Genomic DNA, 25,011 nt, shown 5'->3' on the forward strand with positions numbered 1-25,011 from the left:
TTCAGAACAGCGTGTAAATGAACGGAGCCACTGCAGACCCTTGGGTCAGCACAATCAAGCCACCAAGGATGACCATCATGATCAGCATCGGCAACATCCAGAATTTCTTTCGAACGCGCATGAAATCCCAGAGCTCGGACAGAAAGAACATAGTGAACCTCTTGTTTGGTGCCTGCAAATGGCGAAAAGCGCCTTAGAACTGGTTTTTCATGGAGGACGATTGATGATGCCCCTCTTCGGGCGCGATCCAGTAGGTCTGGGCGTCGGGGTCCATCTTTTTCCTCAATGGATCTTTGCCGCGGGCGCGCAAGACCAAGCCTGTGGGGATCACGGTCAGAACAAAGATCAACCCCATCACGATGGGAGAGACGATCGTATTCAACAGCAGTCCGAAGCGGAACCATAGACGGTTCGGAACCGTCAAAACTGAGGGTTTCAAAAATGCCAGGCCAAGAAAAATAGCTGAGATACCAAGCGCCCAGAGCCTGACCTGCCCATCGCCGAAAAGCGGAAATAGACCAATGATGGCGAATACGATTGAGAAAACAATCCCAAAGGACTTTTCCGAGCCAATTTTAATCTCGGTATTCGTTTCTAATTCGGACACTATGGTTTCCAACTGCAGGACAATAGTTAACATTTACAAAGAATAGATAAAATAGAGCAGATAGAAAATCGCACATCAAGTCTAGAGCTTACGATATACAGAAATGCCGCGTTGTAAAGTACTCTTCCTAAGCAAGCGCAACTGAACTGTTCCCGCTTCTGTGGGCATCGCTGTTTTTTGTGACAGTAGTGTCCACGGAAGTAGTAGAAATTGCGCACCTTGTCGGTAGCGAAATAAATGTGGCAATCAAGGACGTTGGTTATGGTGAAGTTTGCATAGTTCGACAGCAAGCCAGCCTAGCACCCGACGGTCTGAGCAAACGTGCCGTTGATTGGGTTGCCGCAAATGCGTGATGACAGCTATTTTTGTAGGCCGAAACAGAGATCGCGCTAAGGGCGCTGATGGGACGTGATGTCGACGGCATGATCCATCGCCCGGCAGCGCATTAAGTAGCAATGTCGCGAGAGGGTATGCTGTCCACGGATTGACGCTACCTACCCAAGTATGCCTGTTGGGCGGCGGGTTTGGCGAAAGAAAAGTATACTAATATGAAAAAATCGTTCATGCTATCAAGTCAAAGAGCGTTTTGTATCGCCTGGGTTCTATCAAGATATGACCTCAATTTATGTAGGTTATTTCAAACAAGATAATTCGTTAGTCGTAAGGTGTGTATGAGGAAGACCTAGGGTATGAGATCAACAATCAGCTTATTTTTCAAAACTATTTTTTCTCCTTTTGGAATTGCGTTATTATTAATTATTGGTTCAATTTGCATTCTGCTATTCACTGCAGACGCGAACCCAACGACGCCGGAAACGCGCCGTCTTTTCGGACTCTGGCGGCTCCCGTTTTTCCTGCTTTTCTTGGCTGGATTCACCTGCGGGCCTGCATTCCTCACCTATTCGAAGAGCCGAAATGCGTTTCTCGGTTTCGTGACATCGGGATGCACGATCGTGCTTTTATTGGGTGCCCTCGAAGGGTTGGGACGGGCAGGAGTTATAGATTGGGATGCGTTTCTTCTGCAATCCCGCGCTACTACCGATGGAGTTGGATGGGCTGCGCAGCCGAATCAAGAAGAAACAGGTGAGACTTTCCAAGACATTGCGACCCGTGTTGGGCTGCCAAGCGATCCGATCTCCTTTGAATACTCAACTGATAAGTATGGCTTTCGCAACCCTGGCGATGCCGCTGCCGACATTATTGTGCTTGGCGATTCAATCGTGCTGGGCGCGCAGGTCGCAAGATCGAAAACGGTTGATGCGGTCCTGCAAAAACTGTTGGATCGGCCGGTCATGCAGGTGGCGTTATTGGGCCTCTCGATTCAAGCGCAACACGACTTGTTGCTGACTTCGGGCATTGATCTCTCAAACAAAACAGTAGTGCAGTTCTTTTTCGAGGGTAACGATCTACTCGATTCTGCATCCTATCGCGCCGAAGCCGCGCAGAAAGGCACTGCGGCCAAGGCCGCGCCGCCATCGTTCATTCGCTCCCTTTGGGGCATTGCGGCGAAAGCGACTGACCCTACCAACGCGTTGGAGAGTGCCGATTATTGCAGGATTGCCGGGCAGCCGTACTTGTTTCTTTGGCAGCGACGATCATTCGATGGCCGCATGGACGAGGTTTCCCATGTTCAAACTGCGATTGAAGGCTTTGCAGATAAAGTTCGGCAAGCCGGCGGGAGCTATGCTCTGGTGTTTGTACCAACCAAGTTCCGTGTGCTGAACTCGCTCTGCATCTTCCCAGCCGAGAGCAGAGTTGCGGACGTAGATGCTCACCTCTCAACAATCCCGCAGGCCATGCGGAACTGGAGTGAGGAAGTGGGAATACCCTATCTGGACCTTACAGACGCGTTAACTTTGTCAGCCGTCAATCAGCGTGTTCCTTGGCTCTGGGGCGACACGCATTGGGCGGAAACCGGGCATGACGTTGCAGCGCATGCGCTGGCAAGCTGGGAGGCGTTTTTGGGCCTAAACACTATGTGAGCTAAGTAAAAATGGTTGGCACGCGCCCGTTCGGCACTCGGTTGCTGCGACATAAGACATGTCGAGTTCGGGCATTGTCCGGATGGATATGTACGCTAGCAGCATTGATGTCCTTTGCCGTCTGGATAGCTGCTTCTTGTAGGGTGGTAACATCGATGACGGCAGACGCCATCAGGTCGTTGTAGGTTTGCGGTTCCTTGCGCATGGTGTTTGACGGCCAAACATCGCGCAGCATTTTTGTGCTCAGATCAACGTGAGGTGGACAAAGTGGACCTTGCAAGTGGCGATCAGCATAGCCCTCCCACGCCGGGGTGGTCGGCGCGAAACCTGAGCAATGGGCATGGCGTCCTAGCCGCTCCGACACATAAATAGATAGACGCTGCATGTTCGTGACCTTGCCTTGATGCCGTCATATCTGGCAGGTGGAATTGGGCCAATGTATCGAACTATACTCGTCGACGTTTTGTCCATCTTTGCAAGCCACTTGGCAGCTCCGGGATGGGCTCAGAACCTCGTGCCCTCCGGACAGTGCGCCGTCGTTGTCGCATCGCGGCCAAAAATTCCGGCCGCACGGCATTACATCTACGAACAAGGTTGGCAAAATGTTGCTCGGGTTTTTTGGAGCAGCAATGGATGGTTCGCCATCGCTTCGGATATGATTCCGAGGCGCGGATCAAAGGCCGCCATATCCGCAACGAAGGGATCGGGCTCGATCCCTGACGACGCATATTGCTCGACCGGAGATCGTTATGTCCGCGATGTGAACTGGCGCTCATGTGATCGAGCCTCGGATCGACCGGTGAGCACGGGCCTATGGTCTGAGTTTGACGGACGTCCGCTGACCAAACCATAAAAACGATTCCTGCAAGCTGCCCTCGCAATGGAAGGCCGCTACAGCTGTCTTCTTGATGGGAGTTGGGGCAATGCTAGCCAAAGCGCGTTCGTGCGATACACGGCTGCCGAATTTGAAGGCATGAAGCCGATCAACGCCCATGCGGCGTATCTGACTAGCCAAACGTTCAATCGATGGCTTGACGAGGGCTGGGCTTACAAACACATCAGTTACCTCGACTACTCATTGATGCTTCCCCTCGATAATCTGCGTCTGGAGGAGAAAAATGGCTTGTTCGAAAAGTGGCATCTCTTATCGACAGACCTTTTGTCATATTCAACGATCTTAACGACTACGGCTTGACTGACCTGCACCACGCAATACTTGAGGGAACGGAGGTCATTGGTGAGCCCTACACCCTGCGTAGCTCAAAGACCTAGGTCAAATCCTCGCAGACGAGGACAAGCACTGTCTATATTCGCAATGACCTGATTGCAGGGTCTTGGTCGACACTCGCATTAGTGGCGGGTCATTCCTTAAAGTCCGAAATTGGTCTTGTATGGAGCAGCATTCACCCGGGTTCATCTGTGAGAATTGTGCCCTCTGAGAATGATGTCCTTTTGTCGTACGCGGGCGAACTGCTCGCATCCTTCGAAGAATGCGTTGAGCCTGCAACCTCAGCGCCATCTAGCGCAGGGCTGGCGCGCTCGGAACCACAATAGTGTCCCGATGAGCGGCTGTCGGGGTGGCTCTACGGAAACCGCTTTCTTCGTGACTGATGACGGTGTCGCATTGACCAATGCCCACGTAGTCGAGGGCTGTTCCCCGCTTTTTTGCGCGGAGAGCCGACTGAAATCGTTTCCGGAAGCTCGGCGTTCGATCTCGCGGCCATCAGGCTGAAAGCAGTCGAGAAGCCGACACCGCTGAAGTTCTCAAAAAACGAGGCGGCATTGAATTCAGATATCACCATTGCCGGCTACCCGCTTCACGGCCTTCTGGGCGGGTTCAGCGTCGACTGCGGAAGCGTATCCTTGATGAAAGGGCTGCAAGACGGCGAAACGAGTATCCAGATCTCGGCGCCGGTCCAGCCGGACAACTCTGGTGGCCCGGCGATCGACCGCCACGGCGGCGTGGTCGGTGTGGTCGTTTCGAAGCTGGACACCGTGGTGCTGGCAGGTGCGACCGGAGACATCGCGCAGTACGTCAACTTCGCAATCCGAGGTTCACTGGCGAAAGTCTTCCTGCCCTCTAACGGGATCGATTATTCTGAAGTTGATGGGGTAGACCCCATTGCTCCCGAACAGGCCGCGGAGTTTCTGGATGCCTCAACCGGCCTCGTGAAGTGCAATCAGTGATCTATACCACCGTCTGATCGCGGCACTTGGTAATTTCGCTGGGATAACGCGGTCGCCGCTTCGATCAATATCATCTGTCGAAATTAGCAATGGCTTGGTTCATAGCTTGGTGACAGGTCCGTGTTCCTATGAAGAGATTTCGATGCGCTGAACCAAGATCGCACAGATCTGTGGCAAACCTGGGTGCCTACGCGCTACTGGCCCTTGCACGTTCAGACGAAGATGACGGGATCAAAACGGCGGAGCTGTCCTACGTGAACGGCTCACAATGGACCTTCACCCACACGTCTAACGCCGCGTCGAGTTTTCCCAGACCGGCCATTTGCCCGTCGCGCAGCATCTCCGGTGCGCGCACGGCGGCAGTGCGGACAGAGTTGCCTGCCAAAATCAGCCCAACGTAGGATGCGGCTCAGCCTCCAGGTTTCCAATCAGGCTGTGTCGCAAAAGAAACGGCGTCTTGCCCAAGCTGATCCCAATGTGGCTTTTCGCGCTCAAATATGACGACTTCAACCTCCAGCCCGCAGGCGTCGTCCATTGTACCAAGCGTCAGCGTCAGATGACCGGGTGTTCGAGTGCTCTTCCCGTAAATTGGGCTACCACAGGTCGCACAAAACGCCTTTGTGACCTGCGAATTTTTGTCAGATAAATAGCTGAATTCGTTCAATTTGCCGCTGATGGTTACGGCGTCTGAAGTAAACATAGCACCTACTGTGTGACCTGTTCCGCTCAATCGGCGGCACTTATTGCAATGACATTGCGCAACAACGATTGGCGGCCCAATAACAACGTAAGTGACTTTGCCGCAAAGGCATTTTCCTGTGTATTTCTTCGTCATATGCTAAACACTATTCTGCGTTCCGAGAAGGTTGATACTGGGCAGCGTCGGCTATCAACTCCGCCAGAACTTCAGGGTCAATCACCTCAAGATCAGAGAAGTTGATGTGGCGACGGAACTTCCCCTTGCCGGAGAGAACGCGTTGGGGATCTTCAAGGGCGATGCCGTTGCTAAAGGCAAGCTGGACATGATCCTCATATCGAAAAATGCCGCAGAACTGCCCTTCTTTCTCGCTCGGTTTCAATGTGTAGAGCGTGCCGCCATATTTCGGAAGTGTTTCCACTTTCGGTACTGTCTGACGGATGATCTGATCTAGCTTTCTAACAATTGCGTCCTGCTGGATACGGCTTATCGCCATGCTCCTTCTCCCTGCTTTCAAGCCAAACGTTCTGGATCAAGTCGCATTCGTCGCGGGTCTCTTTAAAATGCCGCATGAACCTCCCCTGCGCAGGGTTCATCTTGGATCAAGTAAAAGCAACGCAACAGAGCCGTTTTGAGTGGCGCTCAACGTGTGACTGCCCAAATTCAACGGACTCACAAAACCTATAACTATGCTCTATTCGGAATGTTAGAATTTCATCTTGGAAGAAAACCTCCCAAGATGAAATCCGCTTTTGTTAAAAGTTAAACGTCAAGCAAAGGACCAGCGTTCCATCCATCTTTCGCCGTCCATGTTGAAATGCGCCGAGAGTTGTTCGCCCGTCTGCACCTTTGAATCTGTGGCAAAGACGAAGTTCGCGAACACCGGAATAACCGCGCCGCCGTCACCATTTAGTATTGTCTGCATTTCGAAATACATATCGCGCCGTTTTGGCTCGTCCAGTTCCGAGCGTGCGGAAACGAGCAGTTCGTTGAAGCGCTCATTTTCCCAGAACGTGTCGTTCCATGCGGCGCCCGAGGCATAAACCGTTGTCAGCATCGCATCCTCGACGGGGCGGCCTGCCCACCAAGCGGCTGAGAACGGCTTTTTCATCCAGACGTCGGACCAGTAACCGTCATTGGCGGCGCGGGTGACATCGATTTCGACACCGCACTTGGCCGCTGAGGCCTGATAGAGGGTTGCCGCGTCCACGGACCCCGGAAAGCCGGCGTCGGCGGCGGTCAACCCTACCGAAACTGAATCGAGGCCAGCCTTTTTCAGATGAAATTTAGCGCGTTCAGGATCGTAAACCGTCTGCTCCAGATCGGTATTGAAAAAACGCTGACTACGGCCGATCGGGTGATCGTTGCCGACGGCGCCGTATCCAAACAGGATTTTGTCGACCAGTTCCTGCCGATCGATCGCATATTTCAGCGCGAGGCGTACATTGGGGTCATCGAACGGGGCAGTGTTCGTCGACATCGCAAACACGTAGTGCTGGCTGCCCTCGACCGAATGAACGGTCAGGCCCGGCTTCTGCCCCATACGTCCAGCGGTCTTGAGGTCGAGCTTGTCGGTCGCATGCACTTCGCCTGACACCAACGCGGAGGTTCGCGCGTTGGGATCAGCGACGGAAAGCAGTTCGACCTCTTCGAACCAGCCGCGGTTTTGGTCCCAATCGTCATGGTTGCGTACGAACTTCGCCGAGATACCCGGCTCCAACTTGATCAGCTTGTAGGGGCCGCATCCATTCCCCGATTTCCAATCCACTCCGCCATCGACGGACGGCAGGATCGGCATGTGATAATCGGTAAAGGTGAACGGAAAATCCGCGTTGCCGGTGGAGAGTGTGAATTCGACGACATCGTTGTCGGCCTCAACCTTTTCGATGTCCTCCAACAGCGTCTTGACAGCCGATTTGGACCCTTCCATAGTGTGATATTGTATCGTCGCGACGACATCCTCGGGCGTTAGCGGCTTGCCGTCGTGGAACGTGACACCGCGCCTCAATGTGAAGCGCCACGTCCGTGCATCAGGCGACGCCTCCCAGCTTTCAGCGAGTTGCGGCTCGATATCGCCGTCGGGCCGGATTCCCGTCAGGAAGCCATGCACGCCATAGGAAGTGGCCACCATGAAGCTGCCGGTATATGTCGCCGGATCAAGCGTATCGGTGGTTGCGCCATCGCCCTTGGCCACGCGCAAGGTGCCCCCTCTGTTAGGTGTTGCAGCAAATGCACCGCCTGCGCTGTGGGACGCCGCCATCGCGGACAGGCCGAGGGCGGCGGTGCCACGCATGAAGCTGCGCCGTGTCGGAAATTTTCTATCAAACATTCGAGTATCTCCTCATTGGTTTTCGGATACTTGCGTCAGTCGGCGGCACTGGTCGCGAGAATTGTCGCGCCCAGCAACCGCTCCGTCACCTTCGGTGGCGATCCTGGATGGCTTATCCATCGCCCTTGTCTTGATCCTCGCCAAACAGCTGCAAGGTGCCTACCCACATCACTTTGGCATTCTTCGTTGTCGGATTGCCGTAGAGGTGGAGTTCGCGCGAGTTGAAGTGGACCGTGTCCCCGATATTGAGGTCGAACCGCTTGCCATCCACCTCGCAGAAGATTGTCCCATCCAGCACGAGATACATCTCTTCGCCGTCATGGCGCTGCGGCTCGCAGGAATATCCCGGCGGGATGGTAATGATGAGACCATTCAGGGTGCGACCATCGAAGGATCCGGTCGTCCGTTCATATATGACGTCGCTTTCGGGCACCGCGTATTGCACGCGATGCGCGGCATAGCTGGCTATCGACGTCGCGGGCGGGACAAAGAGGAAATCCCGCGCATCCGCGCCGAGCGCCTGACTGATCTGCACCAAGGACGCCAGCGACGGCGAAGCCTTGTCGTTCTCAACCTGCGACAAAAATCCGCGTGACAGACCGACCTGCGAGGCAAGCTGATCAAGTGTCAGCCCCCGCTCCTTGCGGCGCGCCCGCAACAGAGCGCCTACCCTCGGTCGGCTGTTCTTGGGGTAGCTGTTCGCGAAGTCGTCCATGGTAAAATCATTGCTGAAAACAAAATGTTTAGCAATAGTAAAAAGTTTGATAAACGTAACCTACTCATCTGGCCACGGCATTCGCAAAGCGTTAGTTTGCGGCAACAACACTTGCCCGAGGCCGGAGAAAACCATGTCATCACAAGCAATTCGCTGGGACGCTCACTCCTGTGTCCCGCTCAAGAATGACTACCCATTCGAGCGCGTGATGCGCCACCATGCGAACGGTTTTCACTTTGTTTCGATCAATGTTGGGATGGACGTAACGCCAGTTGGGGACATTATGCAGATGATCGCGTCGTTCCGGCGCCGAATCATCGCCCATCCTGATCTGATGCTGGCCAATAACGTCGAGGACGTGGAGACGGCCGCGCGTCTGGGCAAGCTGGCAGTCGCCTTCGACCTAGAGGGGGCGATGCCCCTACTCGGGAATCCGGACATGGTCGATCTCTACCATCGTTTGGGCGTGCGCCAGATGCATTTCGCCTACAATCGCGCCAACGATGCGGCTGGCGGCTGCTACGATCCGCAGGTCGAACTGTCTGCATATGGGGCGACGCTGGTTGCGAGGTGCGAGGATGCCGGGATCGTCGTCGACTGCGCCCACCTCAATGAACGCACCTCGCTGGCCATCATGGACATGGCGCGCAAGCCGGTGGTCATCTCGCACGCCAACGTCCGCGACCTGGAGCCGGATCTGCGCAACATCACCGGCGCGATGATCGACGCCTGTGCAAAATGCGACGGTGTGATTGGCGTGACCGGGATGAGCAAGCTTCTGCCGGAGGGCAAAGCGAATGTCGAAGGCATGGTCGAGCAGATCGACCATATCGTCCAGCGGGTCGGCCCGCGGCATGTGGGGATCGGGCTCGACTATGTCTACGATCAGGCCGACGAGGAACTTCCAGCAGGTGCAGACCCATCATACTGGTTTCCAACCGAACACGGGTTCGACGAGAATTTCTACAAATCATTGCAGTTCGTGCCGCCCGAGGAACTCGGTACGCTTGGCGACAGATTGGCAGCCTTGGGATACACAGACAGCGACATCGGTTTGATTTGGGGCGATAATTTTCACCGGATCGCCAAACGATGCTGGAAAGTGGTTTGAGGGGCTGGCTGACGAAGCTGAACAGGTGAGTTGAGGTCTTATCGCGGTTTAGGTCCAGTCCCTTTCGAGCATTGTTTACCATGGGGGGCTGCACCGCCGCATTCGCATTTTTGCCATTCGCTCTATGTGCAGCATTTGAGTCGGTCGGATGGCAGCTACGCGGGACTTCCCGAACGTTCCGATTGATGCCCGAAAGCCCGCTTCGTCAGGCCCCTGTCATATACCCAACACTGCATTTCCGATAACGGCTTTGGGGCGATGCATGGCGAGCTGCCGACGCGCTTCGTCATGGCGCCCCAATCGCAACAAGACGCCGACCGACGCGTATTCGATCAGATCACGTTGTGCGCGACTACCGCCAAGCCGCGCGTGATCCCACAGCGCTTTTGTCAAAAAGTCGTTTGCCTTTGACCAGTTCTGACCAGCAATGGCTGCGAATGCTTCTGCCAGATAGCGAACAATGTCAGCGGCCGGTCCTTTGGCGCCTGTAATGATCCGTTCGAGTGCTTCTGATCTTCCTGCCATTGCGTAGGCAAGTGCTGCGTGCGCGTCCACAAAAGCCAAGCCTGGATCAGGAAAGTTCGCGGCTGCATAATCGCAGACTACCTGCCAACGTGCCTGCGGAACTTCGACGCCAGACATTTCCGCGCGGTAGAGGACAGCCGCCAAATCGACCATCACGTTCAACGGGGGCCCCCACGCCCCCCTCGGGTCAATGTCACTGTCAACGATCCGCCACATCTCGTCTATGTCTCCCCGCGCCAAAGCCCATAGCGCGATGTGCCACGCAATATGGCAATGCATCTGCCCCTCTTTTTGGTATGAGCGTTGCCAATCGGTGATGAAGGCGTAGCCGGCGTTTGTTTGGCCCGTTTCGTAGAAAAGATGAGACCGAAAATGCGCACCATGCGCATTTCGCGGGTTGGCGGAAAGTGACTTTTCAATGCTCTTTTCGGCTCGGTCAAACTGACCCACCTCGACCTGAGCAAACCCCAGCAGGCCTTGGAGCCACCAGTCGTCGCCATAATGGGGTTCCAGAATTTCGGCCAACGCAAGGTTCTCGGCTTCGCGCCCCGGTTGTCCGCTGAACCCGATCAGGCTTAGGACGCCGAGACAAGCCTGAGCGACCAGCACATCGCGGGGGTAGTCCCTGAGTTGCTCTCGTGCGGCTCGGTATCCCGCGGCGCTTCGACCTTCGATCAGCAGACCAATGATTTCGATCTGGCACCTCTCCCGGTTTGTCTGCGGTCGATCGCATTGCTTGGCATCCAGAAGCGACCGGCGTGCCCCTGCTCGATCTCCGATGAGTTGACGATAACGCGCCAGAACCACATGGGGGAGAGCGAAGTCCTTGTCTTCTTGAGTTGCCAGCACCAGTGTCGACTCGACGCCCGCCTCGGCACCAAGAAATCGATCAAGCCCCAGAATATACGCGTCCCGCGCAGTCTGAGAGTTCGTAGACAGGGGATTTCCGTATCGATCCTTCATCAGGCGCACCTTGGTTGATCACAGGCAAGATACTTGAAAACGTGCATCATGTCTGCGCGCTCCGAAGGAGCGGTCGGTCATAAGTCGTGCAGCATCATGCAGATTGGGCTCGAAGGCGACTTCGGAGGCGGCGCAGTATTTTGTGATACGGTGTGTTGTCAATGTCGGGTTGTCGATGTGGGGGGGGAGCATGGCCGATCGGAGAGCTGTCATGCAAACATCAAACTTACCTGCTATTCGCGCGCTTCGCCCCGTCTGGAACAAGGGGCGCAACGTAGGACAAAAACGACTGCTGAAGGCCAAACATGTCCGGGCGATCCGCGTGCGGCTTGAGCTCGCCGAGAACCATCGTGATCTCGCCTTGTTCAACATGGCCATCGACACCAAGTTGCGCGGTTGCGATTTGGTGAAGATGAAAGTCGTCGGGTGATGGCTTCAGGCCAAATCAAGGAACGCGCATCCGTACTTCAAAGCAAAGCCCAAAAGCCAGTTCGTTTTGATATTTCGGAAGGCACGCGCGCCTCGGTGGCCAAGTGGATGGAGGACCCGCCGATGGTCGGTTCCGAACACCACTGGCCGGGGCGATTTCATGAACGCCTGCATATCTTCACGCTTCAATACGCCCGCATGGTGCGGGACTGGGTCTCGTCCATAGGCTTGGAAGTCACCGCCTGCGGCACCCACTCAATGCGGCGGACGAAGGCCACTCAGATATAAAAAAACGGGCAATCTGCGTGCAGTTCAGTTCCTGCTGGGACACACGAAGATGGACAGCATCGTTCGATATTTGGGCGTTGAACTTGAAGACGCGTTGGCAATTGCGGAAGCCATGGAAATCTAAACTGTTGGGCCGTTCGACACGAGCGGCCCATATCACCTCCAACAAATCGAACAGTTGATCAGCCAACATGCAAAGATCTTCGACGATTGGATCGTGGGGGTGGATCTCCAAAAGAATTCTGCTTTCAAGGCATCAGGATCACCAACTGCGTCCAGCATCAGCATCAGCAGCCGATGCAACTGCACCAGCTCGTGCTTGAGATGCCAAAGGTGCGTCGCGCAGGCTCGACAGTAGGCAAAGGCATCTGCGATATGCTGTCGCGCCACCGAGCAGAAGAGAAGCGTTCTGTGCGGCCTCGCCATGTTTCGAGAAAAAAATACGAGAACCGCACTCAGGCTTTTCATCGTGCGTAGTTTTCGTGGATTTGAGATGGAAATTGGACATGCTCGTATTTTTCTGAGGCACTTTCTGTTTCATATGGCTTTTTGGCGAGGGGAATTCGAGGGGCCGTGCGGCTTCGCTCTCTACGGTTATCTCATCCTTGGTAGCCGTCGCGCTCTTCCGCGTGGGAACGCGACCGACGGAAAAAAGCACGAGCACGAATTTTGAAAACTGTAAAGGTGGTGACCCCGGTTGGATTCGAACCAACAACCTGCCCCTTAGGAGGGAACCGTTCATAGCGTTATTCCTTCTTTGATTTCTGTTGTTTGGGTGTTTGTACAGGGTCTTTCTGTACATGGTTTGTACGAAAACGGGCCCTGACATCGGCCTCATCCGTCTCCGCATGGGCATAGATACGCATAGGTAAATTGGGGTCAGACCAGCGCCCAGCCTTGGCCGCAGTTACGGGGTCGACCCCTTGCCGCACTACCAATTCCGTGAAGAACCCGTGCCTTCCTGCGGGGTGGGCTGAGAGGTATGGGATGCCCGCCCGCTTACAGATCGTCTTCCAACGCGTGTTGTAGCCTGTCGAACTGCCATAGCCGAACACACGAGGTTTCATGAACTTGCCAGTTTTACGGTTCTTGGGTCGCTTCGCTGGCAAGGCCAGCAGCTCGTCCATCATCTGCGGCGAAACAGTGATCCAGCTCTCCGGATGCCCCTTTTGGGCCTTGACCCTGACCTTGTTCTCAGAAGGCCTTAGATCGTCAGGCTCTAATGATACTGCCTGATCGATCCGCGCCGCCGTCTCGAACATGAAGCGGACCAATGCCGCGTTATATGGGTCGGCAGCGCTACAAAACGCCTCGATCCATTCCTTGTCCGCTGGTGTTCGCTCAACCCTGCTGATTTTCCCACGCCGCCTGTCCTGTGCGATCCGCTCGAACTTATCATAGGGCTTCACCCGTATAAGCGGCGTACCTTCCAATTCGTGTGCGTTGTTGATCACTGCGCTGGCAGGCGTCACGATCTCACGCCACCACGTATCAGTAGACGCGTTCGGCTTTAGCTTGGGTCCCAGCCCCTTCAAGAGTGCGCCAGAGATCGCGGCCAAGGGCATGTCGCCTATTTGTCCGACAATTGGGATCAATTGCTTCGCGGCCTTCGGAGACGCATTGTAGAGCATGATTGCATCAGAGAATGACTTGCTCGACTCTTCGCCAACCACATGGCGACGGATTTGCAGTTCAGTTTCACGGGCTACCCAGTCCCGTGCGCCTGCTTCTGTAGTCGATCTAGTGCTGTCGCGGTATGTGCGTGTGATCGGTCGGCCATTGTACTCGATCTTGCCGTAGACGTAGTAGTACTGGCCCCTCTTGTAGATTTCGAGCGGCATGACTGACCTCCTTCAAAAATCGTATCGATCTGCGCGGGTGTGATCAGCATGGTTCGCCCGAGCCGATAGAACGCGCCCATCTCATTTGCCCGCTCTCGCAGTGTGCGTTCGGAAATTTCAATCCCTCGCTCTGCCATGATCTCAACCCATTGTGCTGGCGTCTTGCCAAGTCCAAGGATTTGCGAGCTGTCAGTCTTGTCGATCTCTGCCATTTTTTGGTTATCCTCTTTAGCTTTGTATTGCGCCAGACAACGTATGGAATCGCTTGTTCAGCACCATCTGACGTGTTCAGATGATTTGAAACGAAATTTGTCGTCCATATGTGCGAACTTCGCGCAAATGGACCGACTCGTCAACTGGAAACTGGATTGGTGCGAGAAACTCAAGGCATATTGGCTGAGATAGGTCCTCGGCTCGCGCTCACTCGAAACGAAATTGGCTTGTCTCAAGCAGCTATGGCTGAGGCGCTTGGTGTCTCGCCACGGGCATATCACAGCTATGAAAAGGGCAAGCGAGGCATACCCGTAGAAGCCCTTGTCGCCATGATTGAACGGTTTGACATAGACATATCTTGGTTGTTGATGGGTGCGAAATCGGTGCGGGCATCCCACGATTTTGATGCATTGAAGCGCATTGAAAATTCGCTGGACCGTCACCTGTCCGACGAAAGCATCACGATCAAAGGTGAAAAACGCGGGGCCATCATCGCCCGTTGGTATCAATCACACATAGAAGGTCGCGAGGTCACCGACGACGATATTCACACTTGGATTGAGCTTGTAAGGGAGTAAAAAAATGCAAAAGCCGAGCGAAAACTGGAAACGCATCCGCCGGGCGACTTTGGGACGAGCAAAACGAACCGCAATTGAGCCATTATCACCACTGTACGATGTGTATTCGGGCGTCTGTGCCCTATATCTTGCGGGCTTTCTCTACTTCAACTTCTTTGCCAACGACACAGAATTCAGTTGGTTCACTGCATGCCTAATCATCTGTGTTGCCGTAGCCGGAGCCCTCGTTCCTGTTTTAACTGGCTCAGTTCTAACCTTACATTTCGCGAGCAAGAAATTGGAACGATTAATTGCGGAGTAGGCATGACACGAAGCGCTGTATGGAGCCGCCGCTACTTGGATTGCGCTCTCTTACGTTCAACTCTGCCGAGCTGCGTTTGAAATTGGGCCTTCATCCGACAAATATTTTCAAAGGATAGTTTAATGGAGTTGATGAACCAGCCCTTTACTGGACAGCTAGGGGACCGCCTGATCGAACTGCTTGAATCGCCAAACTTTCACACTTTGGACATTGCAGTCGCGTTTGCAAAAAACAGTGGTGTTCTAAGGATCAAAGATTCACTCCAGAAGTTTCGCGATGGGGGCGCCAAAGTGAATGTTTATGTAGGCGTCGATCTTGGCGGGACGTCGTACGAGGCATTGACAACTTTACTGCTCCATTCTGACACTCTCAATGTCGTACATTCTGAAAGAGGCCAAACGTTCCACTCAAAAATCTATCAATTTTCAGGCGAAAAAAATGGACTGCTAGTTGTTGGCTCACACAATCTGACCGGTGGCGGCCTTTGGACCAACTTCGAGAGTTCGGTACACATTCCAACGGATGTTGCAAACGCCAAGGAGATGGCCGTCCAAAAGGGGGTTAGCGACTATTTCAAGGAGTTAGTTTCCCTCAAAGCTTCATTTATGCCGATTACAACTCAAGAAGAGATCGATACGCTTCTGCAAAACGACTATGTAAGTAAGGAAGTCGCGGACCGTGTTCGACGGGCAAAGGCTGCTAAAGAAGATAGCGCTCATGAGCGACTTTTCGGAATTGGTGCTCCTGCAAAGCTACCTCGCCTTAATCCGGCAAGTAAAGAAGAGACGGCGGTAGTTTCCGAAGCTCACGCTGATGTCCACACACCGGAACTAAATGACGAGAAACAGACTATTTGGTTTGAGACCAGAGAGATGACTGGTGGTTCAAGAAACATTCTTGATCTATCAAAAAAGTCGTTGGTTGAGGAAGGTGATCCAACCGGCACCCCTTTTGACTTGGGTGAAGCTAAGTTCATGCGAGGCGGTGTTGAGTTTTTCGGGCTCAATCCGACTGCCACGGATCAAACGAAAAATATTACCCTCAATTTTGAAGGAAATGACTACGCCGACAACACAATTCTCTTTCCAGAGGGCGACAAGGCAAATGGCACGTGGCGTCTCCAAATCAAAGGGATCGACTCTTCAAACAGAAAAATCACTGACGCCTTTAGGGCCGAAAGCGATGCGCCCTATTTGGTCAGAAAAGTAGTTACATTCACTAGAGTTCAAGGTGACTATTACTCTATGTCTGTTTTCCCGGAGACTGAGCTTGAGAGCTTCAAAGCGGCATCAAGTATTTTGGCTCGAAATGGGCAGACTAAGCAAGCTAGATTTCTAGGTTTGATCTAGAAACGAGACAGCCATTCTTGATGTTTCCCTTTCCGGATCCCGCTAATGCCGCCTTTCGCGCCGCCGAATGTGAGCATTGAGGCTGTGTCGTTAAGAGGAGCTCCTTCCGAAACGAACAATGGGGCCTGATTTGCGTGGCGGAAGTGCTCTATAAAAGTTGAAACATCGAAGCCAAATCCATACCCCGTCGTGCTCTGATATGGAGGGTCGACATACACTACAGCATCGCTGGGAAACGGGTCTTCAAGTAAATCCATGATATCAGTTTTGAGACAGGTCACGCCTTTCATTCCATCTACGAGGGCGCCAATTCGGCGACGCAGCTCCGGCGGAGAGGGCTGCATGGGATTGGCAGGACTGCGACGAACACTAGTCGCGGTTGGTTCCCAATAGCTTCGAAAACAAGCGTTCGCCCAGCGGTCGTCTTTCCGCCAAATCTGCTTTCCGCCAAAAGAGCAGGCCTGAAGCAGTGGATAAAGTTCTGCTTCATGACCGTCTACCGGAAGTGCTGATAACGCCAACATGTGAGCTTTAATATCGCGTTTATCACTTGGTAGAACGGACAGAAACTGATCGAAAACGTCCATGTTGAATGTACCGGAGCCGATGGCTGACCAGAAGGAGCCCCAAGAGCTAATATCGAGCATCCAAATGCGTGATGGGTCGATGCCTCTGTTAATTAGTTCGACTGACACCGCGCCAGAACCGCAGCACAGGTCGTAGAATCGGGAGTTCGGTCCTGGAGCAGCCTCGAGAAGAAGGTCGACCATCTGAGCAGCGACACGCTGTTTTCCGCCCTGATATGCGCAGGGTACGCGCAAATGGCTGCTCATGTGGTTTTCTTACGGATCAGGATTCGTGCATAAACGCGGCGGCCGTTGATGATGCCGACACCTCCCCTGTCCTCTGAATGCGGGCGATAATTTACCTCTTTAAGGGTCTTGGGGGATACGTTGGTGCGTGCGTTGCCGTTGGCAAGCATAATGATTTCAAACTGATCTGGACTGTATTTATCAAGGAATGTAATGGGAACGCCCATTATCCCTTCGTAGTCGACGGGAATATTTTGGGTGCGCCCAACGTTAATAACGTCGTAGTTTTCGTAACTCGGATATTCTTCCGGTGTGTAGTGACAGGTCAATGTTATGGGCTTGTGCCGCATACTTGTGTCCAAGTTAGTAAACCAGCGCACGCCGGTGACCCGGATGAAGCGTCGTCCTTTCTCGTCTACACCGCAGTTGGCGGCGTTCAGCGGGTAGGTATCCGGTACATGAAATTTGCGGTCCCCCGAGCGGATAGATTCTCCGTACCAAACTTTGTTGTCACGAAAGAGAGGGAAGACCTCTTTCGTCGTCGTGGCATTCATATTTCCGAGGATCACAAAATCTTTTTCGTGAAGCTCCAGTAGAGAAATGTACTCGCGAAAAAGACTGAAGGGTGGATTGGTCGCAACTATATCAGCCTCCTCAAGCAATACTCTGCACTCCTCTGACCGGAAGTCTCCATCACCAACGAGATGTTCGAGAGAATTGCCTGGCATCGAAAACAAGGGCTCCAAATCCATCGAGCCGTCTGGCCTCACCAGAGGCTCGTCGGGCACTTCGGTTACTACCGCCTTATAAGCACCCGTCACTCCCTCTAACGGATACTCCCGTCCTGCGATTGAGGATTCACCGTAACAGGTGGATATCAACCTCTTCAGCCCGAGTTTATCGAAATTGATCGCAAAATACCGGAAGAAAGCCGACTCAAAAGGATCGTCGCAGTTACAAAGTATGGCCTTTCCCTTTAGTTGCTCTCGATGCTTCACCATCTCCCTAGCCACATCGTCATACTGCGTATAAAATTCATCTTTCTTGACAGTGAACGCGCGATTGAGCTTCGCATTTCCGGAATTCGAATTCAATTTTGGGCGTTCAGTCACGATATCAAAAGGTATCGTTCCCTCGCGAACGACAGCTTTGAGGAAAGTATTGATTGCTGCGGACATGCTGATGCCAATCTCGTCAAAAACGGCACCTGCGCACTTCTTCACTTCTAGATCAATGCGTATTGTCGTGGTGGGTTTGGTCGACATATCTCTCACTCATTTTGTGAGGTAAATTGTAGTAGGAACCAGTGTGAAGTACAATGTAGCACATCGCGAGAACATCAGATTCGTTATCTATTTGTTCAAGCCATTGAAAGGACTCACGGATGAACTTGCTTAAGGACCCAATGCACCCAGGTGAAGTCCTGAAAGAGCTTTACCTCGATCCCCTAGACATGGGGGCAATCGCGTTTGCGCGGCGTCTGGGCGTGCCTCGGACGCGGATCGAGCGGTTGATCAAAGGAACCACAGGAATCACGCCCGACACAGCGCTGCGCCTCGCTCGTGTGTTCAATACAACCCCGGCGTATTGGGTGAACTTGCAGACGCACTACGACATGGCCCTGGCATCTAAGGAGATCGACGTATCTAACATTGAGCCGCTAATTGCCGCCTAGTTGGAACTACTGCCGATAAAGTAAAACCGGTTGATGCTAGAATATTCGTACATCTGTCTCCACGCTCGAGGTTTGGGTGTTTCTTAGTCCAATTGGAAAGGGCGCTTTTTCGCCAACCCCAATAACCAGTTGAACAAACGATATCGACCCTTTTTTCTAGTCGGGCTTCAAGATTTTACCCGCGCTAGTTGCCTTGACTTTTTTGCAACCAATGGTACTTCTAAACTGTGGGGCGCATTCCCTCCCTGAAAGTGCGTCGTGCATTGCCGCGTAAGACTACCATACTGGTAAGGCGATAGAGCGTTTGGTTCAAAAACCAAAAGGTAGTAGGTTCGATTCCTGCCGCCCCGACCATATTTGACGGGGCGTAGCTCACTGGTTAGCTGATCTGGGAAGAGGTTCTCAGCGAAGAGCCCTCCGCAAACCTAGTGTTGTGGAGGGCACTTCCAACCGGAGAGAGTGTTTGGGAAGAAACGTATTTTTAGTTGTTCAGATACCATTCTGTGACCTTAGAAGATTTTTTATTGACCCGCCCGAAGCAGTTTCGAAACCTTCTTGGCCCGCGCCCGGAGCGTTGGAGTTTATTCGACGTTTTGGAAAAGTACGCAGTCGGGAATTACACCCAATTGATGGACAACGACCCAGCTCATCTGTGCTAACAGGAACGGAGCGGCACTTTGTAGACGCCACCAAATACATTGACCGGCAACCAAAGAGACTTTCAGGACGCTTAGTAAACTCGAAAGTGAATGCTCTAGCGGCAGTCAAGTTCCTCAGAGTGATTGGCGACGGAACTTCCGCGATCCGCTTCGAAGTTGGCGTAGAATTGATCGCACCACAGAAAACTTGGCACAGTCGCGAGCGGCTAAGGGAAGCAGTGGATGCTCTTCTCCTAAACCACAGGTTCGAAACCCGTTTTACTCAAGCGCTTTCTGGAAAATCAATTGAGTCAGTCACTTTTCAAAGTTTGAGCGCAAGGCTCAGGCGACACTATTTCGTGGCTTCCGAGTTGCACGATACTTCCGGTGAACCAACGCCATTTGAAAGTTCTTTGATAAGGCCTTTGGACTGGACAATTGTTGCGTCACTCCCTCAAACGCGCACCTACAGGTGGCTTAGGGACGAAGCCGATACCGATCCCAAAGGACAAACAATCGATGCGGTCTTCATGCGGAGCCCATTGGTCGGAAACGTACCTTTACCCGCATCTTTTCCAGTAATTGGAAATCACTCTCGAAAGGACCAAGATCAGGCGAGGCGGTTTAGAATAAGATTCTTGAGGTTATCTGCCGAAATGAAGGCTCTTTCATTGATTTCCGGAGAGCTGAACGGTGGTAGTCTCTACAAAGACTTCCAGTCAAAACCAGATCTAGCACAAGAAAAGCTCGTTCGATTGAAAAGGTATTATGCGTCGACATTGGACCGAATAAAAGACACCATCGGAGAAACCAACTCAGACGATCTATCAGCTCTTGTGCTTCAGGCTCTGAGATCTGAGGGACACCTTACTCAAGACAAACTGAGAACAATAATAGATGTTTCGACGAATGCGGTTGGCGAACGCCTCGTGGAAAAGTCCATAACTACGATCTTTGCGAAAAATTTAGAGTTTAATCAAGGAGATAACATGTCAAAGTATACTTTTAATGCACCAGCACAAGGGCAATTCGGAGATGGTGGAACGGCAAATTTCGCCGAAAACCTCATTCAAGGTAAGGCAAGTCAGAGCGAAATGAGTGCGCTTGCTGATGAACTTGGTCAAGTGCTTGAAGCTTTGGAACGAGACGAGGATCAATCTGACGAAGCAGCTGTGGCTATCGCCTCTGTAAAAGCAGCAAAGAATGCAGCCGAGAACGGTGACCAATCAAAAGTCATGGGATTTCTCAAATCAGCAGGAGCTTGGACTCTCGAAAAGTCAGCTGCTATCGGCGTGCCAGTTGCGATTGCGGCGCTAAAGAAGGCGGTCGGAGCATAGAAAATTATGCGCAAAGTGAAATAGTCGTTGCGCGTGTAAAGTAGGCTTCCGAGGGCTAGTGAGCGCGCGTTCTTCGAAAAGAGCGAAGACCGCATGATTAGCTTATCAGATTGCCTCAATGCGTCATCCCCCGATCCATCTCGACCTCCCGCGCCTCTAGCTCTGCCTCAACCTCTCTTCGGCGGCCTTGACTAATTTCAAGCTCGTCTCGAGTTGCCTGCGCAAATTCCCGTAGTTCGAGCCCTTGTTCAACAAGCCGTGCAACGCAGCCACGGACGCCGTTTGCGATTGAATGAGCACCGACACGCAGGCGGCCAATCCATCCATCTGGCTCTGCATTTTGGTCGTCGAGCGTGCCTCTAACCCGCTCAATTCCTTTGCTGAGACCTCGCAGGCCGTCACCAACCGCTCGACGCAGGCGAGCAAGTCGCGTTCCAAGGCTGTCAGGGGTGTCGTCATCTATTCCTCCTCGATCTTGATGCAGGTCACTGATCTGCCGCCTAGCGTGCAGGTCCTCAGGCGCGTCTTGGTCGGGTCCAGTACCAGCCAGGCCCCGTCCTCCCTGTCGATCCGCGTCAGGCCCAAGTCCGTCAGTTCCGAGCTGGCCAGCATCAGCGTCCAAAGCAAGCTCGCGGCCATCATCGAGACGATCCCTACCAAGAACGTCCCAGTGATCAGCCAGGGCGAGATCGTCAGCCAGCTCTTGTTCTGTTGCAGAAAGGTGCGGGTATCGCTCTCGATTGTACGCTGCGCGTTGGTCGCAATGCTGTTCAAATCGGTCCTGAAGTTCTCCAGCTGGGATGCCATCGAGGCGGCGTATCCCTGCCGGATCATGTCCAGCTCCGCGTTCAGCTTCTCGCTCAGCCGGGTCGGCTTGCCAGTCTTCATGGAAAATCTCTCCTTTCAAACGCCAGCGCTCACCGGTCTCGGGGTCTTGGGTGGTTAGGTAGGCTATGCCCGCGCGCGGGATGTCAAAACCTGCATCGACGAGCGCGTCGAGCATGCTTGCGCGATCGGTGATCAGGCCGATGCTGATCTGGTCTTGCAGCCACGCATGCAACTCGTCACGGCCCTGAGCGCGGGTTGGGGTCTCGATGGTGTCGCGAACCTCTTGGGTGCGCTCCAACTCCATCGGATCGGCCCAGCCGTGGCGCTGGTTAATCACATCGCGCAAACTGTCGAAGGCTTTCTCATAGCCCGGCGGCGCGATATTCAGGCTGCGGCCCGAGGTCAGCTCTAAGCGCGGTGTGCAGAAATGCAGCTCGACGCGGTCTTCGTGGGTATGTCGGACCCAAAGCACCTCATATTGCGTCGGGTCCAGCCCCGCGAAGGCCAGCCGCTCGAACCCGTCCATGACCTCGGTTTGCTGTTCCTCGGTCGGGGCGTCAGTGGCGGCGAAGCTGATCACGCCTGCGCGGTAGGTCCATTGGTGGCGGTTGGCGTCGATGAGCGCTTCGGTGCGGTCGGGATTGCCGCGCAGGACCTCGGGCAAGGGTTCGCGAGTCACGGTCATCGGCTGGCCGTCGGCATCGCGGATCAGGTCGCGGTTGTCGTCGTAGGCCAGCACCTTGTCCGCGACGAGGTAGCCGACCGGACCCGCGCCCGCGCCTTTACCGTTGCGGAAGAACTTGATCAGCATCGGCGCGCCGCCTCGACGATCTGGGAAAGCTGGCGTTCGATGGTCAGCAAGCGGCGGGCAACGGTGAGCGCGTCGAGGTCGGTGCGGCCCGCCAGCATCGCGCGGTTCAGCCACCGGGCGATCTGGTTGAGGTTGCCGCCGATGCGTCCAACGGCCAGCACCAGCGCCGGATCAACGCGGGGGATCGGCTTGCGGCGGCGGGCCTCCGTTAGGCCAAGCGCCTCGCGCAGCAGAGTCGCGGCGGGCAGACCAGCGGCCTCGGCCTTGGCGCGCAACTGGGCCTTCTCTGTGGCGGTGCACCGGAAGACGAAGGTCTCGGTCAGCGGCTCTTTGGTGCGGGATTTGCCCGCGCCGGTGGGGTTCGAAGGGGAGGCTTGCCGCCCCTCGCAAGGTCCCGTGTCAGCAGCGCCAGCGTATGACATGGGTCGCCTTGCTGTTTGCTCTTCAGTGGGATCGGTTGCGGTCATGATCCGAGGCCTGCGGCTTGGATTTGGGCCTCGGAAACCATCTTTGATGCAAGCAACGCCGTGACTTGGGTGCCCGTGATATGTTTGCACATCGGGCTGCGATCACTGATCCAGCAGGCCAGCCTTGCATGGTGGTCTGCCTGCAATGCTGCCGTCTTTCTGCGATCTTCTGCTTGCTTCTCAACGTAAGCTTGCCAACGCCGCGACTGAAACCAGTTGTCGGAAAAGCAAACCTTGGAACGGGTAAACCCTGCGCTGTCGGTGGCATAGGCTTGGACGGCTTGCCGCAAGTCCTCCGGTGCGATCCCTTCCTTCATGGCCTCTTCGATCTGGGCAAGGCAGGCCGCTTTACCGCGTAGCCGGTCTGGTGGATACGTCGCCAAAATCTTCTCTGCCTCTTCATCCGCCGCCTCCTCGCGCCTGCGCGTAGGTGGTTTATGGATGGTTTTAGGATGGTTTGGGGGCCGTGGTGGCCCCGGTACCCCGGCCACAGTGGCCCCCGTACCGGGGTCAGGCTGGACGGGGGCCACTGTGGACCCCGTCTCAATCTCGGGTTCCAGCGTGGGTTCCAGCGCCTCGACCTTGGTCAAATCGATCCGGTAAACGACCGTGAATCCGTTCTTGCAGGTCCGTGCGCCGGTCTCGACGAGGATGCCTTCGTTGAGAAACTCGCGCACGGTTCGCTTGACGGTGGTCTCCCCAAGCTCGGTGTGTCGCTGGATCGTGCCCTTCGAACACCAGATGCCTGAGCCGTCATCGCTGGCCTTGTCGGCCAGAAACATGATGATCTGTTTGCGCGTTGCGCTGCCGAACTTCCGTTTCGCGCATGTGTTCGCAACCCGCCAGCTCATCGGATGGCCCCAAAGTGCGCAAAGACGTGCGAAATTTGTACAGGTTTTGTACGAGATTTCTGCCGTTTCAGCAGAATTCGACCCGAAAGCTCTCGGGACTTTCTGCAAGCTCCTGCGCAAAGCCCTGTAAATAAGTCATATTTTTCAAGTGTTTTTGGTGACCCCGGCAGGATTCGAACCTGCAACCTGCCCCTTAGGAGGGGGCTGCTCTATCCAGTTGAGCCACGGGGCCTAGGGCGCCTGAATACCGCGCCGCGCCGCGATTGTCATCGGTGAAAAGCTGCTGGGACGCAGACGCCAATGCGCTTGATCCGACTTTGATGTTCGCGGTAACGTAGCGGGGAAACAGGCAGGATCGTTCCAGTGAGCCAGACCCCAAATCGCGCCTTGACCTTGCGTGACGTCTCTGAGGCGTCGGGCGTGTCGGAAATGACCGTCAGTCGCGTGCTGCGCAATCGCGGCGATGTGTCCGATGCCACCCGCAAGCGGGTGCTCGCGAGCGCGAAGGCGCTGGGATATGTGCCGAACAAGATCGCAGGTGCGCTGGCGTCGAGCCGCGTCAATCTGGTAGCGGTCATCATTCCGTCGATGTCGAACATGGTCTTTCCCGAAGTGATGACTGGCATCACGGACGTTCTGGAAAAGACCGGATTGCAGCCCGTGGTCGGCCTGACCGACTACACTCGCGAAAAAGAGGAAAAAGTTCTGTACGAGATGCTGTCATGGCGCCCCTCGGGCGTCATCATCGCGGGGCTCGAGCATTCCGAGGCGGCGCGCGCGATGCTGCGCGCCTCGGGTATCCCGGTTGTCGAAATCATGGATGTTGACGGAACCCCGGTCGATTCGGTCGTTGGCATATCGCACCGCCGCGCGGGCGAGCAGATGGGGCGCGCGATCCTCAAGGGCGGGTATCGGCGCATCGGCTTCATGGGCACGACGATGCCCCGCGATCACCGCGCTCGCAAGCGCTTTGAGGGACTGACCGACGTTCTGGCCAAGGCCGGGGTCGAAATTGCCGAGCGTGAATTTTACTCGGGCGGCTCTGCTTTGATGAAGGGGCGCGAGATGACCCAAGCCATGCTGGCGCGCGATCCTGAGTTGGACTTTTTGTATTACTCCAATGATATGATCGGCGCGGGCGGGCTCTTGTGGCTGCTGGAGCAGGGATATGACATCCCCGGCTCCATCGGGCTTGCAGGATTCAACGGGCTAAACCTGCTCAAAGGTCTGCCGCGCGAGCTGGCGACAATGGATGCCTGCCGAAATGAAATCGGGCGCCGTGCCGCGCAGATCATCGCGGACCGTGCGCAACCCGGCAGCGACCAGTCTCCGCAGCGCATCGCGCTGGAACCGACGATCAGTTATGGCGACACGCTGCGCAGGCCTTAGCGCCGGGCCAGCAGGTCATAATCCAACAACATGGTCGAGAATTGTAGCTCTGGATGGCCAGGACGCTCATCAGCAGCACTTGAACCCG

At 54.5% G+C, this 25,011-nt stretch carries 25 protein-coding genes, 1 tRNA gene and 1 pseudogene; 11 read left to right on the top strand and 16 right to left on the bottom strand.

Annotation, left to right across the window (positions count from 1 at the left end; genetic code table 11):
* Position 1: 1 nt before the first annotated feature.
* Both U3654_RS16950 and U3654_RS16955 read right to left on the bottom strand, forming a co-directional pair.
* Positions 2-151 (bottom strand): DUF5989 family protein, encoded by a 150-nt coding sequence (locus tag U3654_RS16950; protein ID WP_324752703.1) that lies wholly within the window; start codon positions 149-151, stop codon positions 2-4.
* Between the two features lie 42 nt (positions 152-193).
* Entirely contained in the window at positions 194-607 is a 414-nt protein-coding gene (locus U3654_RS16955) for an SxtJ family membrane protein (protein WP_324752704.1), read from the bottom strand.
* 689 nt (positions 608-1,296) lie between these two features.
* Here U3654_RS16955 and U3654_RS16960 point away from each other — a divergent pair.
* On the top strand, positions 1,297-2,589 hold the full coding sequence (locus U3654_RS16960; RefSeq protein WP_324752705.1) for an alginate O-acetyltransferase AlgX-related protein: 1,293 nt from the start codon (positions 1,297-1,299) through the stop codon (positions 2,587-2,589).
* A 1-nt stretch (position 2,590) separates the two neighbouring features.
* Here the strand turns inward: U3654_RS16960 and U3654_RS16965 are convergent, their stop codons facing one another.
* The gene (locus U3654_RS16965) at positions 2,591-2,974 is read right to left on the bottom strand and encodes a hypothetical protein (RefSeq protein WP_324752706.1); all 384 of its coding nucleotides are present in this window, start codon (positions 2,972-2,974) and stop codon (positions 2,591-2,593) included.
* A 495-nt stretch (positions 2,975-3,469) separates the two neighbouring features.
* Between U3654_RS16965 and U3654_RS16970 the strand changes: the two genes are divergently transcribed.
* Together U3654_RS16970 and U3654_RS16975 are read left to right on the top strand one after the other, a co-directional pair.
* Positions 3,470-3,784 carry a hypothetical protein gene (locus tag U3654_RS16970; protein WP_324752707.1) on the top strand — a complete coding sequence of 105 codons (315 nt, stop codon included), beginning with the start codon at positions 3,470-3,472 and terminating at the stop codon, positions 3,782-3,784.
* Positions 3,785-4,254: 470 nt separating this feature from the next.
* Positions 4,255-4,776: a trypsin-like peptidase domain-containing protein gene (locus U3654_RS16975; RefSeq protein WP_324752708.1), complete on the top strand. Its 522-nt coding sequence runs from the start codon at positions 4,255-4,257 to the stop codon at positions 4,774-4,776.
* A gap of 409 nt (positions 4,777-5,185) precedes the next feature.
* Here U3654_RS16975 and U3654_RS16980 read toward each other — a convergent pair whose 3' ends face one another.
* The 4 genes from U3654_RS16980 to U3654_RS16995 form a co-directional block, all read right to left on the bottom strand.
* Positions 5,186-5,611, bottom strand: coding sequence for a GFA family protein (locus U3654_RS16980; RefSeq protein ID WP_324752709.1), 426 nt, complete (start codon positions 5,609-5,611; stop codon positions 5,186-5,188).
* 10 nt (positions 5,612-5,621) lie between these two features.
* On the bottom strand, positions 5,622-5,969 hold the full coding sequence (locus tag U3654_RS16985) for a DUF1801 domain-containing protein (protein ID WP_324752710.1): 348 nt from the start codon (positions 5,967-5,969) through the stop codon (positions 5,622-5,624).
* A 273-nt stretch (positions 5,970-6,242) separates the two neighbouring features.
* Positions 6,243-7,802 carry an ABC transporter substrate-binding protein gene (locus U3654_RS16990; RefSeq protein ID WP_324752711.1) on the bottom strand — a complete coding sequence of 520 codons (1,560 nt, stop codon included), beginning with the start codon at positions 7,800-7,802 and terminating at the stop codon, positions 6,243-6,245.
* A gap of 112 nt (positions 7,803-7,914) precedes the next feature.
* Positions 7,915-8,517 (bottom strand): XRE family transcriptional regulator, encoded by a 603-nt coding sequence (locus U3654_RS16995; RefSeq protein ID WP_324752712.1) that lies wholly within the window; start codon positions 8,515-8,517, stop codon positions 7,915-7,917.
* On the opposite strand from U3654_RS16995, the gene U3654_RS17000 reads away from it, so the two are divergent.
* Positions 8,516-9,628, top strand: a complete 1,113-nt coding sequence (locus U3654_RS17000; RefSeq protein ID WP_324752713.1) for a dipeptidase — start codon at positions 8,516-8,518, stop codon at positions 9,626-9,628. The two genes, U3654_RS16995 and U3654_RS17000, sit on opposite strands and share 2 nt — an antisense overlap.
* Positions 9,629-9,844: 216 nt before the next feature.
* Here the strand turns inward: U3654_RS17000 and U3654_RS17005 are convergent, their stop codons facing one another.
* Positions 9,845-11,116, bottom strand: coding sequence for a tetratricopeptide repeat protein (locus U3654_RS17005; protein WP_324752714.1), 1,272 nt, complete (start codon positions 11,114-11,116; stop codon positions 9,845-9,847).
* A 211-nt stretch (positions 11,117-11,327) separates the two neighbouring features.
* Here U3654_RS17005 and U3654_RS17010 point away from each other — a divergent pair.
* Positions 11,328-11,957 (top strand): annotated as a pseudogene (locus U3654_RS17010) (tyrosine-type recombinase/integrase).
* 138 nt (positions 11,958-12,095) lie between these two features.
* Here the strand turns inward: U3654_RS17010 and U3654_RS17015 are convergent.
* Both U3654_RS17015 and U3654_RS17020 read right to left on the bottom strand, forming a co-directional pair.
* Positions 12,096-12,575: a hypothetical protein gene (locus U3654_RS17015; RefSeq protein ID WP_324752715.1), complete on the bottom strand. Its 480-nt coding sequence runs from the start codon at positions 12,573-12,575 to the stop codon at positions 12,096-12,098.
* 4 nt (positions 12,576-12,579) lie between these two features.
* A complete protein-coding gene (locus U3654_RS17020; protein ID WP_324752716.1) occupies positions 12,580-13,674 on the bottom strand; it encodes a tyrosine-type recombinase/integrase in 1,095 nt (364 codons plus the stop codon).
* A 371-nt stretch (positions 13,675-14,045) separates the two neighbouring features.
* On the opposite strand from U3654_RS17020, the gene U3654_RS17025 reads away from it, so the two are divergent.
* From U3654_RS17025 to U3654_RS17035, 3 genes are all read left to right on the top strand, one after another.
* Positions 14,046-14,465: a helix-turn-helix domain-containing protein gene (locus tag U3654_RS17025; RefSeq protein ID WP_416384601.1), complete on the top strand. Its 420-nt coding sequence runs from the start codon at positions 14,046-14,048 to the stop codon at positions 14,463-14,465.
* A gap of 4 nt (positions 14,466-14,469) precedes the next feature.
* Positions 14,470-14,766, top strand: a complete 297-nt coding sequence (locus U3654_RS17030) for a hypothetical protein (protein ID WP_324752718.1) — start codon at positions 14,470-14,472, stop codon at positions 14,764-14,766.
* Between the two features lie 122 nt (positions 14,767-14,888).
* Positions 14,889-16,115, top strand: a complete 1,227-nt coding sequence (locus U3654_RS17035) for a phospholipase D family protein (RefSeq protein WP_324752719.1) — start codon at positions 14,889-14,891, stop codon at positions 16,113-16,115.
* Here U3654_RS17035 and U3654_RS17040 read toward each other — a convergent pair.
* A complete protein-coding gene (locus tag U3654_RS17040) occupies positions 16,112-16,948 on the bottom strand; it encodes a hypothetical protein (protein ID WP_324752720.1) in 837 nt (278 codons plus the stop codon). The genes U3654_RS17035 and U3654_RS17040 overlap by 4 nt on opposite strands.
* Positions 16,945-18,192, bottom strand: coding sequence for a type II toxin-antitoxin system RelB/DinJ family antitoxin (locus U3654_RS17045; RefSeq protein ID WP_324752721.1), 1,248 nt, complete (start codon positions 18,190-18,192; stop codon positions 16,945-16,947). Before U3654_RS17045 ends, U3654_RS17040 begins: the two co-directional genes overlap by 4 nt.
* Positions 18,193-18,311: 119 nt before the next feature.
* Here U3654_RS17045 and U3654_RS17050 point away from each other — a divergent pair, with 119 nt between their 5' ends.
* Both U3654_RS17050 and U3654_RS17055 read left to right on the top strand, forming a co-directional pair.
* Positions 18,312-18,602 (top strand): HigA family addiction module antitoxin, encoded by a 291-nt coding sequence (locus U3654_RS17050; RefSeq protein WP_324752722.1) that lies wholly within the window; start codon positions 18,312-18,314, stop codon positions 18,600-18,602.
* An 877-nt stretch (positions 18,603-19,479) separates the two neighbouring features.
* Complete coding sequence (locus tag U3654_RS17055) at positions 19,480-20,577, top strand: hypothetical protein (protein ID WP_324752723.1); 1,098 nt, start codon at positions 19,480-19,482, stop codon at positions 20,575-20,577.
* Between the two features lie 115 nt (positions 20,578-20,692).
* Here U3654_RS17055 and U3654_RS17060 read toward each other — a convergent pair whose 3' ends face one another.
* From U3654_RS17060 to U3654_RS17075, 4 genes are all read right to left on the bottom strand, one after another.
* Positions 20,693-22,216, bottom strand: a complete 1,524-nt coding sequence (locus U3654_RS17060) for a relaxase/mobilization nuclease domain-containing protein (protein ID WP_324752724.1) — start codon at positions 22,214-22,216, stop codon at positions 20,693-20,695.
* Entirely contained in the window at positions 22,210-22,638 is a 429-nt protein-coding gene (locus U3654_RS17065) for a plasmid mobilization protein (RefSeq protein ID WP_324752725.1), read from the bottom strand. Before U3654_RS17065 ends, U3654_RS17060 begins: the two co-directional genes overlap by 7 nt.
* A 41-nt stretch (positions 22,639-22,679) precedes the next feature.
* Complete coding sequence (locus U3654_RS17070) at positions 22,680-23,534, bottom strand: hypothetical protein (protein WP_324752726.1); 855 nt, start codon at positions 23,532-23,534, stop codon at positions 22,680-22,682.
* 155 nt (positions 23,535-23,689) lie between these two features.
* Positions 23,690-23,766: transfer RNA gene (locus U3654_RS17075), tRNA-Arg, on the bottom strand.
* A 131-nt stretch (positions 23,767-23,897) separates the two neighbouring features.
* Between U3654_RS17075 and U3654_RS17080 the strand changes: the two genes are divergently transcribed.
* The gene (locus U3654_RS17080; RefSeq protein ID WP_324752727.1) at positions 23,898-24,923 is read left to right on the top strand and encodes a LacI family DNA-binding transcriptional regulator; all 1,026 of its coding nucleotides are present in this window, start codon (positions 23,898-23,900) and stop codon (positions 24,921-24,923) included.
* Positions 24,924-25,011 lie beyond the last annotated feature (88 nt).

Source organism: Roseovarius sp. Pro17, assembly GCF_035599575.1.
Classification (GTDB): Bacteria; Pseudomonadota; Alphaproteobacteria; order Rhodobacterales; family Rhodobacteraceae; genus Roseovarius.